General features: G+C 62.8%; 17 protein-coding genes. 8 read left to right on the top strand and 9 right to left on the bottom strand.

The genetic code is table 11. The features are described from left to right. The first annotated feature begins 53 nt into the window (after nt 1–53). From AO692_RS14260 to AO692_RS14275, 4 genes are all read left to right on the top strand, one after another. Nucleotides 54–1,139, top strand: a complete 1,086-nt coding sequence (locus AO692_RS14260; protein WP_054310711.1) for an ABC transporter substrate-binding protein — start codon at nt 54–56, stop codon at nt 1,137–1,139. A 126-nt stretch (nt 1,140–1,265) separates the two neighbouring features. After that, on the top strand, nt 1,266–1,991 hold the full coding sequence (locus tag AO692_RS14265) for a hypothetical protein (RefSeq protein ID WP_054310712.1): 726 nt from the start codon (nt 1,266–1,268) through the stop codon (nt 1,989–1,991). A gap of 109 nt (nt 1,992–2,100) precedes the next feature. Beyond that, on the top strand, nt 2,101–2,664 hold the full coding sequence (locus tag AO692_RS14270; RefSeq protein ID WP_244483363.1) for a hypothetical protein: 564 nt from the start codon (nt 2,101–2,103) through the stop codon (nt 2,662–2,664). A 288-nt stretch (nt 2,665–2,952) separates the two neighbouring features. Then, on the top strand, nt 2,953–3,249 hold the full coding sequence (locus AO692_RS14275) for a hypothetical protein (RefSeq protein ID WP_054310714.1): 297 nt from the start codon (nt 2,953–2,955) through the stop codon (nt 3,247–3,249). 18 nt (nt 3,250–3,267) lie between these two features. On the opposite strand, the gene AO692_RS14280 is transcribed toward AO692_RS14275, so the two are convergent. The 6 genes from AO692_RS14280 to AO692_RS14305 all read right to left on the bottom strand — a co-directional run bounded on the left by AO692_RS14280 (nt 3,268) and on the right by AO692_RS14305 (nt 6,666). Beyond that, nucleotides 3,268–3,705 (bottom strand): GFA family protein, encoded by a 438-nt coding sequence (locus AO692_RS14280; RefSeq protein ID WP_054310715.1) that lies wholly within the window; start codon nt 3,703–3,705, stop codon nt 3,268–3,270. Nucleotides 3,706–3,934: 229 nt separating this feature from the next. Next, complete coding sequence (locus tag AO692_RS14285) at nt 3,935–4,186, bottom strand: hypothetical protein (protein WP_054310716.1); 252 nt, start codon at nt 4,184–4,186, stop codon at nt 3,935–3,937. Nucleotides 4,187–4,470: 284 nt separating this feature from the next. Continuing rightward, entirely contained in the window at nt 4,471–4,749 is a 279-nt protein-coding gene (locus tag AO692_RS14290; protein WP_054310717.1) for a DUF982 domain-containing protein, read from the bottom strand. A gap of 110 nt (nt 4,750–4,859) precedes the next feature. Continuing rightward, nucleotides 4,860–5,291 carry a hypothetical protein gene (locus AO692_RS14295; RefSeq protein WP_054310718.1) on the bottom strand — a complete coding sequence of 144 codons (432 nt, stop codon included), beginning with the start codon at nt 5,289–5,291 and terminating at the stop codon, nt 4,860–4,862. A 185-nt stretch (nt 5,292–5,476) separates the two neighbouring features. Further along, nucleotides 5,477–5,902, bottom strand: a complete 426-nt coding sequence (locus AO692_RS14300) for a hypothetical protein (protein WP_054310719.1) — start codon at nt 5,900–5,902, stop codon at nt 5,477–5,479. A 167-nt stretch (nt 5,903–6,069) separates the two neighbouring features. After that, entirely contained in the window at nt 6,070–6,666 is a 597-nt protein-coding gene (locus AO692_RS14305; RefSeq protein ID WP_054310754.1) for a TetR/AcrR family transcriptional regulator, read from the bottom strand. A gap of 112 nt (nt 6,667–6,778) precedes the next feature. Between AO692_RS14305 and AO692_RS14310 the strand changes: the two genes are divergently transcribed. The 3 genes from AO692_RS14310 to AO692_RS14320 all read left to right on the top strand — a co-directional run bounded on the left by AO692_RS14310 (nt 6,779) and on the right by AO692_RS14320 (nt 10,107). Next, nucleotides 6,779–7,789 carry an NADP-dependent oxidoreductase gene (locus AO692_RS14310; protein WP_054310720.1) on the top strand — a complete coding sequence of 337 codons (1,011 nt, stop codon included), beginning with the start codon at nt 6,779–6,781 and terminating at the stop codon, nt 7,787–7,789. 154 nt (nt 7,790–7,943) lie between these two features. Beyond that, nucleotides 7,944–8,606, top strand: a complete 663-nt coding sequence (locus AO692_RS14315) for a dihydrofolate reductase family protein (RefSeq protein ID WP_054310721.1) — start codon at nt 7,944–7,946, stop codon at nt 8,604–8,606. Nucleotides 8,607–8,793: 187 nt separating this feature from the next. After that, entirely contained in the window at nt 8,794–10,107 is a 1,314-nt protein-coding gene (locus tag AO692_RS14320; RefSeq protein ID WP_054310722.1) for a tetratricopeptide repeat protein, read from the top strand. Nucleotides 10,108–10,165: 58 nt separating this feature from the next. Here AO692_RS14320 and AO692_RS14325 read toward each other — a convergent pair whose 3' ends face one another. The 3 genes from AO692_RS14325 to AO692_RS14335 all read right to left on the bottom strand — a co-directional run bounded on the left by AO692_RS14325 (nt 10,166) and on the right by AO692_RS14335 (nt 12,345). Continuing rightward, nucleotides 10,166–10,429, bottom strand: coding sequence for a hypothetical protein (locus AO692_RS14325; protein ID WP_054310723.1), 264 nt, complete (start codon nt 10,427–10,429; stop codon nt 10,166–10,168). A 93-nt stretch (nt 10,430–10,522) separates the two neighbouring features. Next, nucleotides 10,523–11,851 carry a S8/S53 family peptidase gene (locus tag AO692_RS14330; RefSeq protein ID WP_054310724.1) on the bottom strand — a complete coding sequence of 443 codons (1,329 nt, stop codon included), beginning with the start codon at nt 11,849–11,851 and terminating at the stop codon, nt 10,523–10,525. A 113-nt stretch (nt 11,852–11,964) separates the two neighbouring features. Further along, the gene (locus AO692_RS14335; protein ID WP_054310725.1) at nt 11,965–12,345 is read right to left on the bottom strand and encodes a DUF6180 family protein; all 381 of its coding nucleotides are present in this window, start codon (nt 12,343–12,345) and stop codon (nt 11,965–11,967) included. A gap of 325 nt (nt 12,346–12,670) precedes the next feature. Between AO692_RS14335 and carB the strand changes: the two genes are divergently transcribed. Beyond that, the gene (gene carB, locus AO692_RS14340; protein WP_054310755.1) at nt 12,671–16,159 is read left to right on the top strand and encodes a carbamoyl-phosphate synthase large subunit; all 3,489 of its coding nucleotides are present in this window, start codon (nt 12,671–12,673) and stop codon (nt 16,157–16,159) included. Nucleotides 16,160–16,178: the final 19 nt, after the last annotated feature.

The raw sequence follows: 16,178 nt of genomic DNA on the forward strand, positions 1-16,178 counted from the left end.
TTCGTATTGCACTGTCCCTGTCCACGCCATTCCCGCTTTCGTAAGACCAGCACATGAACACGGCTGACAGATCACCCGTTCGGATCGGCGCTCTGGTCCCGCTGACCCAGCCTGGCTGGGTCGAGGCGGGCCGGCACTTGCTTGCCGGGATCGAGTTGGCCGTCGACGACGTCAATGAAGCCGGCGGAATCGTCGGAAGACCACTTGAGCTGGTAATCCGGGATACCGCGGCCGATCCCCGAAGGGCCGCGGCGGCAGTGGACGAGCTGGCGAACCTGGGCGTATGTGCCCTGGCTGGAGAGTATCACAGCGTCGTCGCTCGCGCCGCCGCTGCCAGGGCGGATGCCCTCGGCCTGCCGTTCCTCTGCTCATCCGCGGTTCTCGACGCGCTCACCGAGCAGCCGACGCAATGGGTCGCCCGCCTCGCCCCGGCGCAGTCCCGCGGCTGGCAAGTCTTTGCCGACTACTTGCTTGGCGCAGGTCACAGCCGAATTGCATTGGCAGTCGATCAGAGTGTCTACTGGGCCTCCGGAGCCCGTATTCTGCGCGACCATCTCGGTCGACATAGCGGCACCGTCATCGAACTCGACGCGCGTTCGCTCGCCCCCTCAGCGGTATGCGACGAACTCGTCGACAACCGCGCCACGGCCCTGCTTCTTCTGGTCGGCTACCCCGAACCGGCAGTGTCCCTTGTCGAGGCCGTCCGCCGCGACCGGCGCCTCGCCGAAATCATGATCGGCGCGCCGGCGGGGCAGCCGGAATTTGCCGAATTTGCGACATTGCTGGGCCAGGACAGCGCCGCGATCCCGTTCCTGCGCTACCTGCCCGAGCGTCTGAGCCCCCTCGGTGCGCGCGTTGACGTGGCTCTTCGCCGGCGGCTGGCGGCAATGCCTTCCTTTGTCGCCTTCGAGGGTTACGACACTATCGCCGTCCTCGCGGAGATGCTGCGTTCCTGTGGTGTCGATCGGGATCGCATCGCCGAAGCCTGGTCGTGCATCACAGTGAAAGGTACCCGCGGACAAATCCGTTTCACCCGCACACCAGGCATCAGCGTGTGGCAATGGGTCTGGGCGCCAATCCAGGTCGTTGAACGGAATGCGACGGAGCCGGACGGCTTTCGGGTCCTCCACGCAGGCTGAGCCGAAACACGGCTGTATTACAAGCTGCCTCACGATGTGCTCAGCTGCTCACAATCCCGCCCCTCCTTTGCCCGAAACCGGATCTACGTGACGATTTCGTGACTGTTTTGCGACAGGAGAGGAACCGTGGCGACAGGTCTTCATGGCGGACATCCCACAACCGTCGATCTTGCCCGTGGGATGGATCAGTTCGGGCTTTTGCTTACTGCATTCCTGGTCGTTGGCGCGACGACCGCTTTCGCGGCTTTCGTCGCCGTTTGGGCGCCGGATTTTCGGCCGTTGCTTTTGCAGGAAGACGGCATCGTCGAAATGGCCACCGCCGTCTTCTTCGCTGTGGCAGCCATCGAGGCCGGCATTTCAATCGCCACCTGGGGACTGCGGCTGCCGCTTCTTCTGGCGGGCCTGATCGGCTTTGCCGAGCTGATGGACGAAACCAGCTTCGGTTCGCGCCTGTTCGGCTTCCAGCCGCCGCCGCTTTATGGTGGCGGGCAGCTGGACGGCTTCCATGATCTGCTGATTGTCGTCTTTCGCCTGATGCGTGACCTGAACCCGCTCCTCGCCTGGCTGCTGGTGGGACTGATGCTTGCGGCCTCCGTCGCGCTGGTGGCTTTTGTGGCGATGCAAGTCCTGAGAGGTTTCAGGGGCGATCCGAAACGTCTCTCGACCCACACACTGCTTTTTGCGCATTTTGCCTTTATCGGCCTGGCACAGGTCATCGACATTTCCGCCTCCTCTTCGCCCGCCCTGTCGGCGATGGAAGAGGTCTTCGAGCTTGACGCGGCGATCCTGCTTGCCTTCTACGTTCTGCAGCAGGCACGCGAAGCACGCGTTGCCAATGCCCGGCGGTCGTAATCATACCCTTGTCCACCTATCGGACCGCACCAGCAACGTTGGGAACATGACGCGATCACAAACCGCTCGTCTCGCTATTCCTGCGCTCTTGTCCACGCTCTTGCTCCCGATGAGCACGGCCGTTGCGACCGAAAGCGTCGAGACCATCGTGTTGATCCGCCATGGCGAAAAGCCGGCGCAAGGGCTCGGACAGCTCAATTGCCAGGGTCTCAACAGGTCGTTGCGGCTACCTGCCGTGATCAAGGCCCGCTTCGGCATTCCCGCCGCTATTTTCGCGCCCAATCCGGCCGACAAGAAAACCGATCAGGGCACGGCATATGACTATGTCAGGCCGCTTGCCACGGTCGAGCCGATGGCGGTCGCGTTCGGGTTGCCTCTCAATGTCGGCATTGGCGTCGAAGATATTTCGAAGCTCCAGGATGAGCTCGAAGACAAGGCCTATGCAAACGCACTGGTCGTCGTTGCCTGGGAGCACAAGGAACTGGTCAAGCTGGCGCGCAAGTTGATGAAGGACCATGACGGCGATCCCGATACCGTGCCCAAATGGAAGGGCGACGATTTCGACGGCATCTATGTCGTGCGGCTCACCCGTAACGAGAGTGACACCACCGCGACGTTCCAGACTGCGCAGCAAGGGCTCGACGACCTGCCCGAGACCTGCCCCGACCGTTAGAGCAGTTTCCGGCAAAAACGTGCAGCGGCTTTCCGTCCGGAATTGCGTAGAAACAAGTAGCTAGAGCATTTCCGTGTTTCCGTAAAAACGGAAACGCTCCAGATCGGCGCGCAGCGTCCGAGACGCCGGCGAAACAGGGCGCGCAGGTAATCCCATCGACCGTGAAGCGGTTCACATCCACCCTTCACGTCCTGCTGTAGACAAAACATGCCCTGGCGGGCGTGGGCCGTGTTCCCGGCATGAGTACCGTTGGCGGGGGCCGGGATGGGAAGGTCACGGAGGCGGGTCATGGAACCAATGTTCTGGATAGCGGGAATCGTGATCCTTCTCATCCCGTTTGTCGGCACGCTGGCTATGCGGAACTGGTTGACGAGCTTGCTAGCCGTGGCCGTTTTGGCGTTCATCATTTCCTGCTTCTGGATTTGGCAGGAATACCGCTACAGCGGCGACGACGCCGCGCAGGCTCTGGCCAGGATCGTCACAGGCATCTGGCTTGCCGGACTTGCGGGGGGATTTGCAGTCAATATCGGGCTGCTCTGGTTGCGCCACCGCAAGCGCACAGCCCCCTTGGCGCGCATTCGCTGAAACTGTGAACCGGGCCCGTCACCGGTCTTTCGGATTGCCGAAATCCGGATCGCGCGGCCTTGAATACGTGTCGATCCTGGGAAGACTATCCTCGATCGCGATAAAGGGCAGCCTCAGCTCCCAATAGGCATGGGCGACCGGAGAAAAGGTCTCCGGGGCGTCCATGAAACCGATGCTGAGATAGAGTTCGTTCGGCAGGCCTTCGTCGCGATAACCTATGGAAGTGCCGCATTCGCCGCAGAAGCAGCGGACAACGCCCTGGGTCCTGGAAAAGGTCTTGGGTTCGCCCTTGGTCAATTTGACCTGCGCTGGCCGGAAACCGATCCAGATGGTGAGCGGGCCACCGATGGCCCGCCGGCAATCGTCGTCGTGGTCGTAGCAGATCCAGAACGGCTCACCGCTCATCTCTGCTTCGATGGCACCACAAAAACAGTGGCCGCGCCGGATATGATCCATGGATCGAACTCCCAAACAGCGGGCGCGGCGAACCGACTACCAGGAGACGACCATCATCGTCGCAGCGCCCATGCCGACCACCAGGCAGGCGGTGTAGATCGTCCAGTAGAGCTTCACAGACATCATCGTGTTCCCCTTGTAGAAAAGGAGAACGGCAAGGAAACGGCCCAGTTCCAAAAAGTTGCGGTCGAAGCAGCCTGTCTGGATCGTGCTTTTCGTTCAGTGGCGGTCAGGCGTCCGACAGCACCTCTCCCACTTCCGGGGTGACCGGCGCATTGATCGGTTTGTAGGTGTTGGAGGTGATATCGCTGGAGGAGCGGATGAGAATGCCGTCATCCCGCAGCCGTTCGAACGTCGCGCGCGACAGCCGCATCGCCTTGCCGCTGGCATCCACGGCTTTGACCTTATTTTTCCATGGAAAATGAGTGACCTTGTGCACGCGCTTCAGGAAGCGCTGCTCCATTTCCGTCAGTTCGATCATCGACGGTCCTCCGCCTCACCTCGCTGTTTTGTGCTGCTTGCGCTCACGTCACCGGGTGGGTTCGCGGCAAACGCTTCGCGTGGTTCCCTTGGTAGACGCGGAGTTTGGGAAGGCTGTTTCTTCTTAGACTTGGCCGCGCGCTTGGCTGCACGTTCGCCTCTACTTTCATGATGGGCAACGCTGCCGGACATCGCTGTTTCTCCTTGCTGGAAAAACCGGCCGAGCGGTCCGAAAGTTCCCGAAAATCGGAGATCGAGAACGGGCCGATGCACCAGGCTGCATCGTCAGCGCAGGCGAGACCTGCGCGAAGATAAGGCTGTCGCGGTTCCATCCTCGGCCAGGATGCCGTTGTTCAGGGCAAATCGCTGGAAGGCCAGCCGCGCCTCCTTGCCGCTGCGCTGGCCTTTGAAGGCCTTGCGGCAGACCGCGATGGCGCCGGTATGGTCAAGGTCGGGGATGCCCTGCCAGTGGGTCAGGATGTCATAGGCGTCCCGCGCACTTTGCACATCACGAGGGTCGTCGATGCGAATGGGTACGGGACGGTCGAATTTCGGGTTCGCCATTTGTAAGGGCTCCTCAAGTGAGACTTCATTCCACTATGAGAAACGGGCGAGAACTGGTTTGCCGTCGTCACAAATGAAGAACCCGCATCAGAGTTCGTGAGGTTGCCGGCTTAGGCCCGGTCCAGCTCATAGACCGTGTAGCCATTCTCCCTGCCCTTTTCGCGGAAACCCAGGATCCGGAACCATTTGGCGATCTCTGGTCGGTCGGACCAACTGAACGAATCGATCGGCAGGTTGCCGCAAAGCTCCTGGATGCGCCGGATATGCGCCTTGCAGAATCGAACGCTCCCACGCGAGAAGAAGCTTTCATGGGCCGCGAAGGCGGTCTGCGCGGCGTCACCGACTTCCCGCCAGGCGATGATGGCGACGGGATTTCCGTCATCCAGCAAGGTATGGGCCCGGCCTTCCTTCAAGCTCATCAGGAATTCGTCCTTCGCATCCTCGATGTTCAGCCCGGCAGCGGTGTACTGGTCGGCCATACGCAGGGAGAGGTTGCGAAAGATCTCGGCAAGATCGGCGGGGGTCGCTGTTCGATAATCCATTGCTCGCTCCTTCTGGGAGCGGGACGCTAACCGCCAGGATGCTACCGGGCAACTCACAATTGCCAGCGGCAGAGCCAGTGGACTGTTTTGAACGGGCATGTCCACAGGCGGGGTCGATTTCGACGAACCCGCCCGCGACGGTCTTTCAGCGCTTGCCTGGCCGGCCTGTCACGCGCCCCGCCTGCCTAACGGGCGAAGAATTCCTGCAGCCGCGTGAAGAGCCCCGGCTTGATCGCGGCACGGACGTTTCGGGCGGCGGTGGCAGCCCGCACGGTCGCGCCATAGTGGCAGTAGCAGAGCGCGCCGTGCAACTGGGCATCGGTGAGCTCGAAGAACCGCTTCGCCTCGCCATAGGTATCGTCGGCCAGTCCCTGCTCGCGCAGGACAGGATCGTCGTATGCGACCGAAATCGGCGAACCGGCGCAGCGCATGGTGCTGCGCACGCTGAGTGCCTGGTATTCGGTCTGATGCAAGGTGGCGAGACGGCGATGCGGCTCCATCTCGAGAAGCTCCGCCCAGCGGGTCAGGCGCTCCGCCCTCGACATGTCGTGGTGATGGGCAGCATCTATTTGCGCGACCTGTTTAAGCTGGTCGATGGTTTGATGTTTCATGGCTGGCCTCCTGTTGGATTACGGCCGGCCTGTCCTCCGCGCTACGCGTGCTCGAAGCATGAGCTTGGCATAGGCGCTTGTCCAGCAGTCGCAAGCGCTGGTGCAATCACGTTTGATGTAGCCTTGAGCCGAGCCGTGCCTGGCGCGATATGGGACGATGATCTTGCCTACTTCCGCTCGTAAGGCTTCAGAGTCATCGAAAAGATGCGTGTCAGTGCGGCCACGGCCTCCTCGCGTGTCAAGCGCCCCGCAGCCGCATCTTGTGCAAGCGCCTCGGCCGCGCCCAGGAGGCCCTTGTAGAGCGCGTTCGCAGCGACCGGGTCCAGATCGATCAGACGGCCGAAGGCACGACGGTAACGCTCGACATAGCCGTCGCGCAGCGCCTGGCGGAACGCCGCCGTCTCCTCGGTCGCGGCAAGCGCGGCAAAGGTCGAGCCCATTTCCGGCCCCATGTCGAGCACACAGCCGACATAGGTCGAGGCAAAGATACGCGAGACGGCTTCCACCGTGTCCCCGCCGGCTTCCAGCACACTTGCCTGCGCAGCGAGCTGCCGGTCGTTGTATTCGTCGCACAGCGCGATCAACAGGCCCGCGCGCGTACCAAAGTGCTCGTAGGCGATCGGCTTGGAGACCCCGGCGCGCTCGGCCAGATGGCCTAACGTCAGCGCCTCGGTGCCTTCCTTGCCGATGACATGGCGCGCCGTCTCCAGCAATTGCTGGCGACGGTCGGCCTTGGCCAGCCTCTTCGTCACACCCTGGTTCATGTCCTGCACCGAATTCTTTTCGCAGCCCGCTTGAACGGCATGTCCGACCGCATATGTTACCAATCGTAAGTTACCTGTAGTAGCTTACTGATCGTAATATAGGAGGCACTCGATGTCTGTTGTAGCCCAGGAAATTCTGTTGAACAGCCGTCCCACCGGCGCACCCACCCTTGATACGTTCCGTTCGGCCACACGTTCCCTACCCGCCATCGGCAACGGCCAGCTGCTCGTCCGCACACTGTGGATGTCGGTCGACCCTTACATGCGCGGCCGCATGCGCGATCAGCCAAGCTACATCGCGCCCTTCCAGGTCGGCGAACCGCTTGAAGGCGCGGCCGTCGGCGTGGTCGAGGACTCGCGAAGCGACGGTTTCGTCAAAGGCGACGTGGTGAGCCATTTCTCCGGCTGGCGCGACCATGCCCTTATCGACGCCCAGACCGCCACCAAGATCGACCTTGCCGCGGCGCCTGCCGAAGCCTGGCTCGGGCCGCTCGGCGTCCCCGGTTTCACCGCCTTTGTCGGCCTTGAACGTTTCGGCGCGCTGAAATCAGGAGAAACCGTATTCATCTCGGCCGCCGCCGGCGCGGTCGGTTCGATGGCTGTCCAGATCGCCAAGGCCAAGGGCGCCCGTGTCATTGCTTCGGCAGGCAGCGACGAGAAGGTTGCCTGGGTACGCGAACTCGGCGCCGACGAGGTCATCAACTACAAGACGGCCAAGGACCTGACCGCCGCATTGCGCAAGGCAGCCCCCGAAGGCATCGACGTCTATTTCGACAATGTTGGCGGCAAGCATCTGGATGCGGCGCTGGCTGCCGCCAAGGATTCCGCCCGCATCGTCATTTGCGGCATGATCGCGGGTTACAACGACGAGCAGCCCGCCGAGACCATGCACCACCTCTCCGCCATCATCATCAAGCGGCTGTCGGTGCGCGGCTTCATCGTCCTCGACCACTATGATCTCTATCCGGAATTCTCTGCGGCGATGATCGGCTGGCTGAAAGACGGCAAGGTCAAGTCGCGCGACACCGTCTATGACGGCCTCGACAATGCGCCGAAGGCATTCCTTGGCCTGTTCAGCGGCGACAACACCGGCAAGATGCTGGTCAAACTCGCCGACCAATAGGCTGTGCGAGCATGCCGTCCGGCGCCCGTTTCACCGGACGGCCTTCAGCCTCTGTCGTTCGCCGGCGATTTTTCTCCTCCTCCGTGTCGGAACCTCGCTGGCCCGCCCGTCCTAGGGCAGACTTCGGAATTGGCCGAGAACACGGGAGACCATCATGAGAAAGATCATCGTCGCCACCTTCGTCAGCCTCGACGGCGTCATGCAGGCGCCGGGCGGTCCGCAGGAAGATCCGACCGGCGGCTTCAAATTCGGCGGCTGGGTCGCGTCGCATTTCGACGAAGCGCTCGGCGAAGCACTGGGCGAGATCTTCGGCCGGCCTTACGATCTGTTGCTCGGCCGCAAGACCTACGACATTTTCGCCGCGCACTGGCCCTTCATAAAGGACGGCCCGGATCAGGCGATCGCGGACAGCTTCAACAGCATCACCAAATACGTGGCCTCGCGCTCGACCCCGAAGCTCGCCTGGCAGAAGAGCCAGTTGCTCGGCACGGACGTCGTCGCCGCGTTGAGGAAACTCAAGAGCGAAGACGGTCCGGATCTGCTGGTGCAGGGCTCCGGCGATTTCCTGCAGACCTTGTGGAAGCACGGCCTGGTCGATGAGCTCAGTGTTCTGACCTTCCCGGTCCTGCTTGGCAAGGGCAAGAAACTGTTCGGCGACGGCGTCGCCCCGACCGGCTTGAAACTGGTGAAGGCAAAGTCCTACCCGAGCGGCGTGATCGTGGCCAACTATGTGCCGGCCGGCGACGTCAAAACAGGCGATTTCTCGCTGGGCGAGCCATCCGAAGCCGAACTGGAACGCCGCAAGAACCTGACCTGAGGTCCGTCTGACCTTCCGGGCCGGCAACACGGCCCGGCCCCGCGAGGAGCGCTTCGACCGGCGGCGCTCCTCATCCGCAATGTACTAGGTCATCGTCAGGGCCGCTTTCGGCTTGATTTTGCGGGCCTCCGGGTGCCTGCTGTCGAATGCGTGGGGAGTGTTCGCCGATCGGTGGGAGGTCGCGACAATGAGACGGCCAAGCCTGGCGCTCCTGGCGCTGGCGCTCTTTGCATCCGCCGCCGCGGCACAGCAGGCTCAACCCGACCTCGACAAGCAGCTCGAGCAGGAGGACATGTATCTCCGCCTCGACCCGAACGATGTCGTCGCGCGCCACAACCGCGCTTCGATCTGGTTCCGCAAGGGCGAGTACAAGAAAGCGATCACCGATTTCAGCGAAGCGATCCGATTGATGCCGCGTCGCGCCGAAACCTACAACAACCGCGCCACCGTCTATCTGCGCACGGAGGAATTCGACAAGGCGATTACCGACTACAGCCGTTCGATCGAGCTCGGCTATGCCGGCGCCTATAGCGGCCGTGCCGCTGCCTATACGCTGAGCGGCAGATATGATCTTGCCTTTGCCGACCTGGACAAGGCGCTCAAGATCAACCCCGATGACCCCGACGCCATAGGCAACCGCGCCATGGCCTATGCCCAGCAAGGGCAATTCGACAAGGCCCTGCCGGACTACGACAAGGCCATAAAGCTCGCCCCGAACAATGCGGTGTTCTACGAAGGACGAGGCGATGCGTGGTTCAGGACAAACCAGCCTGACAAGGCGATTGCCGATCTCAGCAAGGCTGTGGATCTCGATCCGCGAAACATCCAGGCATTCTACACCCGTGGCAAAGCCTATGCGCAGCTCGAACGCCACGATGAAGCCATCGCCGACTACAGCCGGGCCATCGAATTGACCGGCAACCAGCGGGTGAAGAACCACGCCAATGTCTATGCCGCGCGAGGCAACGCTTACACCTTTTCCGGTCGCTATGAAGCCGCACTCGCCGATTTCGACAAGGCAATCGAGATCGACCCGAGTTCCGCTTTCGCCTTCGGTGGTCGCGGCGCAACTTATGCGGCGCTGAAGCAGTTCGACCGCGGTCTCGCCGACATGGACAAGGCGATCTTTCTCGATCCCAACAATGCCGACAGCTATAACGGCCGCGCGTTGGTGCTGTTCCTGGTCGGCCAGGCAGACAAGGCGATCGCCGATCTGGACAAGGCACTCGAGCTCAATCCGAAACAGTTCAAGGCTCGCCTCAACCGCGGCGTGATACACGCATCGAAGGACCGGCTCGATATGGCGATTGCCGACTACGATGAAGCAGCAAAGCTGCGCCCCGACGATGCCGAGGTCTTCTATCGTCGCGGAATGGCCTACCGGCAGAAGGGCGAAACCGCCAAGGCCAGGGCAGACCTGGAAAAAGCGCTGCGCCTCATGCCGCATTTCAGCGAGGCAAAGCAGGAACTGGAGGGCTTGAAGAGCGGAGGCGGGAAGTAGGGCTTGAGCCTATTCGCAGCGGCACAGAGAGCGTCAAACCGCCAATCGGAAACCCGGCCTACTTCCGTGTCGGCCCGAACGGCTCGATGCGCGGGTTGGAGAACGGGCCTTTCACCTGCCCGCCGGTGTCCGCTGTCGGCCGCTCCTTGATGGCGGTCTCGTGAACCTGGACGGCATAGAGCCCCTTCTGCGGATCCAGGACGACCACTCCGAAACTCCTGTCCATCTCGGCAGTCGGCACGCCAAGCAACTCGGCCGCACGGTCGAGACCGGGCGTACCTTCGGGACAGGCAATGGTCATGAGCACCATGTCGCGGGACATATCCGCTCTATCTTTCCGCTTGCCGCACGATCCTTGTCCGAAAAGCCGTAACTTCCGACTAGCCTGCGTTTCAGATCGCGCTCCAGTGCTGATCTACAGCCCGAAATGCTCGGCTACCGGCAATGGATCGATGATCCCGGCGCCGTAGTCATTGTTCCATCCGGACTTCGGCCAAGCCTTCTTCTGTGCCTCGGCCTTTATACGATCAAATAGGTCGCGCGGCGAGACTTTGCTACTCGGCAAACCGCTGCGGATCGCCGCAACACAGCCTGCCGCGACGGGGCTCGCCGTCGACGTGCCGGTATCCGGGGAACCTTCGCCGAAGGCCTGTGACCCCAGGAAATGACTGTAGCTCGTGAGATCGGGTTTTTCGCGCGCCATGCCGGAGATGGCCGGCCCCTGGCTGGAATAGCCAAGACGCACGCCGTCGGTATCGCAAGCAGCAAGGGTAAGCACATCGGGATGCGCATTGGCGCCGCTGATCGAATGGCGCGTCACGCCCTGGCAGCGCCCGCTCGGACAATCCGCGCCGCAATTGCCGGCAGCGAACAGCACATCGGCCCCTGCCCTGGCGATGGTCCCGACCATGATGTTGAACGGATGGTTCGGGTTGTCGGCATAGCGGCCGGGATGGCCGGGCGGGAAATCCCAGCTCGGATGATACATGCCCCAGCTGTTGTTGATGACCAGCGCCTTGTATTTCCAGTCAGGACCCGTGAACTGCTGGTGCAGATAGGAGAAGGCCAGCAGGGCATCGCTCAGGAAACCGGCCATCACGCTGCCGCCCGGCGTCTCCGATTGCAGGATGGGGAAATCGAGCAGGCTGCAGGACGGTGCGGCGATCAGCGCGTCATACGCGCACATCGTGCCATGGTCGACCGCATAGTCCCCCGGCGTGTTCCTGATGTTGGACGGCGCCCAGGAGATCTTCCTGTCCAGCTTCGGTACCAGCCCCTGCGCCTTCAGATGCTTCACGTTGATGCCGGTATCCATGACCGCGAGCGCGACATCCTTGCCTTGCAGCCCCTTGTCCTTGAGCTGGTCGAGCTTGAGCAGCCGAGCAACATCCGCATGCGTGCCGACGGCCTCGACCCCGCAATAGGGATCCTTGAACATGCCGATCTGCGGATCGGCGAAGATCTGCACGCCACGGCCGGAGGAGCGCACATCGTCGATGCGGCTGGCCTCGATCGTGCCGCGCACGGCAAACACCGGCGCCTTCTCGATATGTGATGCCGCGAGCCTGACCTTGGCCGGCGTGCGCGCTGCGATCGGCAACGGCGGGAAGGCGGGATCGACCAGCAGCCCGCCCTTCTTGGTCGGTGCCGCGATCGGGTCGTAACGTTCCCTGGAAAAGGCGAGATGGCTTCTCTCCCGCACGAACGCCTTGGCGGGAATGGTGACGATGACGGACACGCGCATGACATGGGCCTCCTCGTTGCAAGGAGACTAACACAGGCCACCGTGACGTGGAGTAGACTTGGACCTCCATACTGACATGACGGGGTCCGCTGCCGCCTTCGCTTGTCAGCGTCTTATTTGCCGGCCTCGAGCAATGCCTTGTGGACTCGATCCGCAAGCTTGCCCGCATCGCTCTTTTGCCGGCGATAGTCGATGCCTTGCACGACATAGGCAGTCTTGTTGTCCACCGCGATGCAATAGACCAGGAAGGATGCTCCGCCTTCGGCTGGTCCACCGGACACCACGATCAACTGGCCCGGCGTACGGTCCACCGAATGCACATATCCATAATCGCCGGCTTCCCGCTGGGCGATCTCAGCGCATGTGTCGATGCTGAGTTTCGAGGCATCGGCCCGCTCGACATTATAGGCGACGTGGAACGCATCGGACGCAGCTTGAGCAAGCGTTGTGGTAAGGCCGAGAAAGAGGGCCGCGGAAGCCATCAACATGCGCATGAACAGATTTCCTCATGGAACGACAGCCCCGCCGAAGCCACCAAAACTCCTTCTACGTGCAACGATGAATTTGTTGCAACCACATCACGAAGTTACCCACAGCAGGCAGTTGTCCGGCGGCACGAGCCGGTATCGTGCAAACGGCAACGCTATGGTGCATTTTCGGGGTTACATCGGCGAAAACTCTCCCCTATAAGGCCCGCCTAGCCTGATACAAGAATCCATGCTGCGCACCCCGGCCGGGCCTCTGCGACGCGTCGACACGCGGACCGGAGAATCCCCCGCCCCGGGTCTTCCGCGCAGGCTGAATGAACGGACCGAGACCATGCCAAGACGCACCGACATCAAGTCCATCCTGATCATCGGCGCCGGTCCCATCGTCATCGGCCAGGCCTGCGAGTTCGATTACTCCGGCACCCAGGCGTGCAAGGCGCTGAGGCAGGAAGGCTACCGCGTCATCCTGGTCAACTCCAACCCGGCCACGATCATGACCGATCCGGAGCTGGCCGACGCCACCTATATCGAGCCGATCACGCCGGAAGTGGTGGCCAAGATCATCGCCAAGGAGCGGCCGGATGCGCTGCTGCCCACCATGGGCGGCCAGACCGCGCTCAACACCGCCCTCTCGCTGCGCCGCATGGGCGTGCTCGACCGCTACAACGTCGAGATGATCGGCGCCGACGCGCATGCCATCGACAAGGCCGAGGACCGTTCGCTGTTTCGCGAGGCCATGGCCAAGATCGGCCTGGAGACGCCACGTTCGATGCTGGCCAACGCGTCGGCCGTCAAGGACGAGGACCGCAAGAAGCACGAAGCCGAGCGCGCCGCGCTGAAGGCCTCGGGTGCGGACAATCTCGACGCCGCGCTCGATGCGCTGGAAACGCAGTGGAACCTCGGCGAAGGCGACCGCAAGCAGCGCTACATCAACCATGCCATGGCGATCGCCGCACAGGCGCTCGACCATGTCGGCCTGCCGGCCATCATCCGCCCGTCCTTCACCATGGGCGGCACCGGCGGCGGCATTGCCTACAACCGCACGGAATTCTTCGAGATCGTCGGCTCCGGCCTCGATGCCTCGCCCACCACCGAAGTGCTGATCGAGGAATCGGTGCTCGGCTGGAAGGAATACGAGATGGAAGTCGTGCGCGATCGCGCCGACAACTGCATCATCGTCTGCTCGATCGAGAACATCGACCCGATGGGCGTGCACACCGGCGACTCCATCACCGTGGCCCCGGCGCTGACCTTGACCGACAAGGAATACCAGATCATGCGCAACGCCTCGATCGCGGTGCTGCGCGAGATCGGCGTCGAAACCGGCGGCTCTAATGTGCAGTTCGCCGTCAATCCTGCGGATGGCCGCCTCGTCGTCATCGAGATGAACCCGCGCGTGTCGCGCTCCTCGGCGCTCGCCTCCAAGGCGACCGGCTTCCCGATCGCCAAGATCGCCGCCAAACTAGCCGTCGGCTACACGCTGGACGAATTGGAGAACGACATCACCGGCGGCGCCACGCCCGCTTCCTTCGAGCCGTCGATCGACTACGTCGTCACCAAGATCCCGCGTTTCGCCTTCGAGAAATTCCCAGGCGCCTCGCCGGTTCTGACCACCGCCATGAAGTCGGTCGGCGAAGTGATGGCCATCGGCCGTACCTTCCAGGAATCGCTGCAGAAGGCCCTGCGCGGCCTGGAGACCGGCCTCACCGGCCTCGACGAGATCGAGATCCCGGGCCTTGGCGGCAACGGCGGTGCCGACGACAAGAACGCCATCCGCGCCGCGCTCGGCACGCCGACGCCGGACCGGCTGCGCATGGTGGCGCAGGCGATCCGCATGGGCACCTCGCTGGAAGAGGTGCACGCCATCTCCAAGATCGACCCGTGGTTCCTCGAGCAGATCGGCGGCATCATCGCCATGGAAGCGCGCATCCGCGAGCATGGCCTGCCGGAAGACGCCGCCAACCTGCGCATGCTGAAGTCCATGGGCTTCTCCGATGCCCGCCTGGCATCGCTGACCGACCAGGACGGCGATGCCGTCGCCAAGCACCGCGCGAGCCTTGGCGTGCATCCGGTCTACAAGCGCATCGACACCTGTGCGGCCGAATTCGCCTCGCCGACGGCCTATATGTATTCGACCTACGAGACGCCTTTCGCCGGCAGCCTCGCCGACGAAGCCAAGGTTTCGGACCGGAAGAAGGTCGTCATCCTCGGCGGCGGCCCCAACCGCATCGGCCAGGGCATCGAATTCGACTATTGCTGCGTGCACGCCGCCTATGCGCTGCGCGAGGCCGGCTATGAATCGATCATGGTCAACTGCAATCCGGAGACAGTCTCGACCGACTACGACACCTCCGACCGCCTTTATTTCGAGCCGCTGACCGCCGAGGACGTGCTCGAGATCCTGCGCGCCGAGCAGGCGGCCGGCACGCTGCACGGCGTCATCGTGCAGTTCGGCGGCCAGACCCCGCTGAAGCTGGCCGATGCGCTGGAAAAGGCCGGCATCCCGATCCTCGGCACCTCGCCCGACGCCATCGACCTTGCCGAGGACCGCGACCGCTTCCAGAAGCTGCTGCACAAATTGGACCTAAAGCAGCCGAAGAACGGCATCGCCTATTCGGTCGAGCAGGCCCGCACCGTGGCCGGCGAACTCGGCTTCCCGCTGGTCGTGCGCCCCTCTTACGTGCTGGGCGGCCGCGCCATGCAGATCATCCATGACGAGGGCATGCTGCAGACCTACCTGCTCGACACCGTTCCAGGCCTGGTCCCCGAGGACATCAAGCAGAAGTACCCGAACGACAAGACCGGTCAAATCAACACACTGCTTGGCAAGAACCCGCTTCTGTTCGACACCTACCTGTCGGGCGCCATCGAGGTCGACGTCGACTGCCTCTGCGACGGCAAGGCCACCTTCGTCTCCGGCATCATGGAGCATATCGAGGAGGCCGGCATCCATTCGGGTGACAGCGCTTGCTCGCTGCCGGTCTATTCGCTGCCGACCGAACTGGTGGACGAGTTGGAGCGGCAGACATCGGCGCTGGCCAGGGCGCTCAATGTCGGCGGCCTGATGAACGTGCAATACGCCATCAAGGACGGCGTCATCTATGTGCTGGAAGTGAACCCGCGCGCGTCGCGCACCGTGCCGTTCGTCGCCAAGACCGTCGGCAAGCCGATCGCCAAGATCGCGGCGCGCATCATGTCCGGCGAGAGCCTGGATGGCGCCTTTGCCCATTACGGCGAAAAGCCGGATCCACGTCGCCCCGGTCATGTCGCGGTCAAGGAAGCCGTGTTCCCCTTCGCCCGCTTCCCCGGCGTCGATATCCTGCTCGGGCCCGAGATGAAGTCGACCGGCGAGGTGATGGGTCTCGACCGCGACTTCGCCATGGCCTTCGCCAAGAGCCAGCTCGGCGCCGGCGTCGACTTGCCGCGTTCGGGCACGCTGTTCGTGTCGGTGCGCGACGAGGACAAGGCCGGCGCGCTGCCGGCGGTGAAGCGCCTGGCCGGCCAGGGCTTCAAGGTGCTCGCCACCTCCGGCACCGCGCGCTACCTGAAGGAAAACGGCGTCGAGGCCGAGAAGATCAACAAGGTGCTGGAAGGCCGCCCGCACATCGAGGACGCCATTCGCAACCGCCAGGTGCAGATCGTCTTCAACACCACGGACGGCCAGAAGGCGGTCTCCGACTCCAAGTCGCTGCGCCGCGCCACGCTGATGCAGAAGGTGCCCTACTACACCACGCTGGCCGGCATGGGCGCGGTGGCCGAAGCCATCGCCGCACTACGCGCCGGCTCGCTGGAGGTCAGGCCGTTGCAGGAGTATTTTTGAGGACTGGCGAGCGGTGGTC

This window comes from Mesorhizobium sp. 1M-11, assembly GCF_001303895.1.
In the GTDB taxonomy this organism is placed as follows: Bacteria; Pseudomonadota; Alphaproteobacteria; order Rhizobiales; family Rhizobiaceae; genus Mesorhizobium.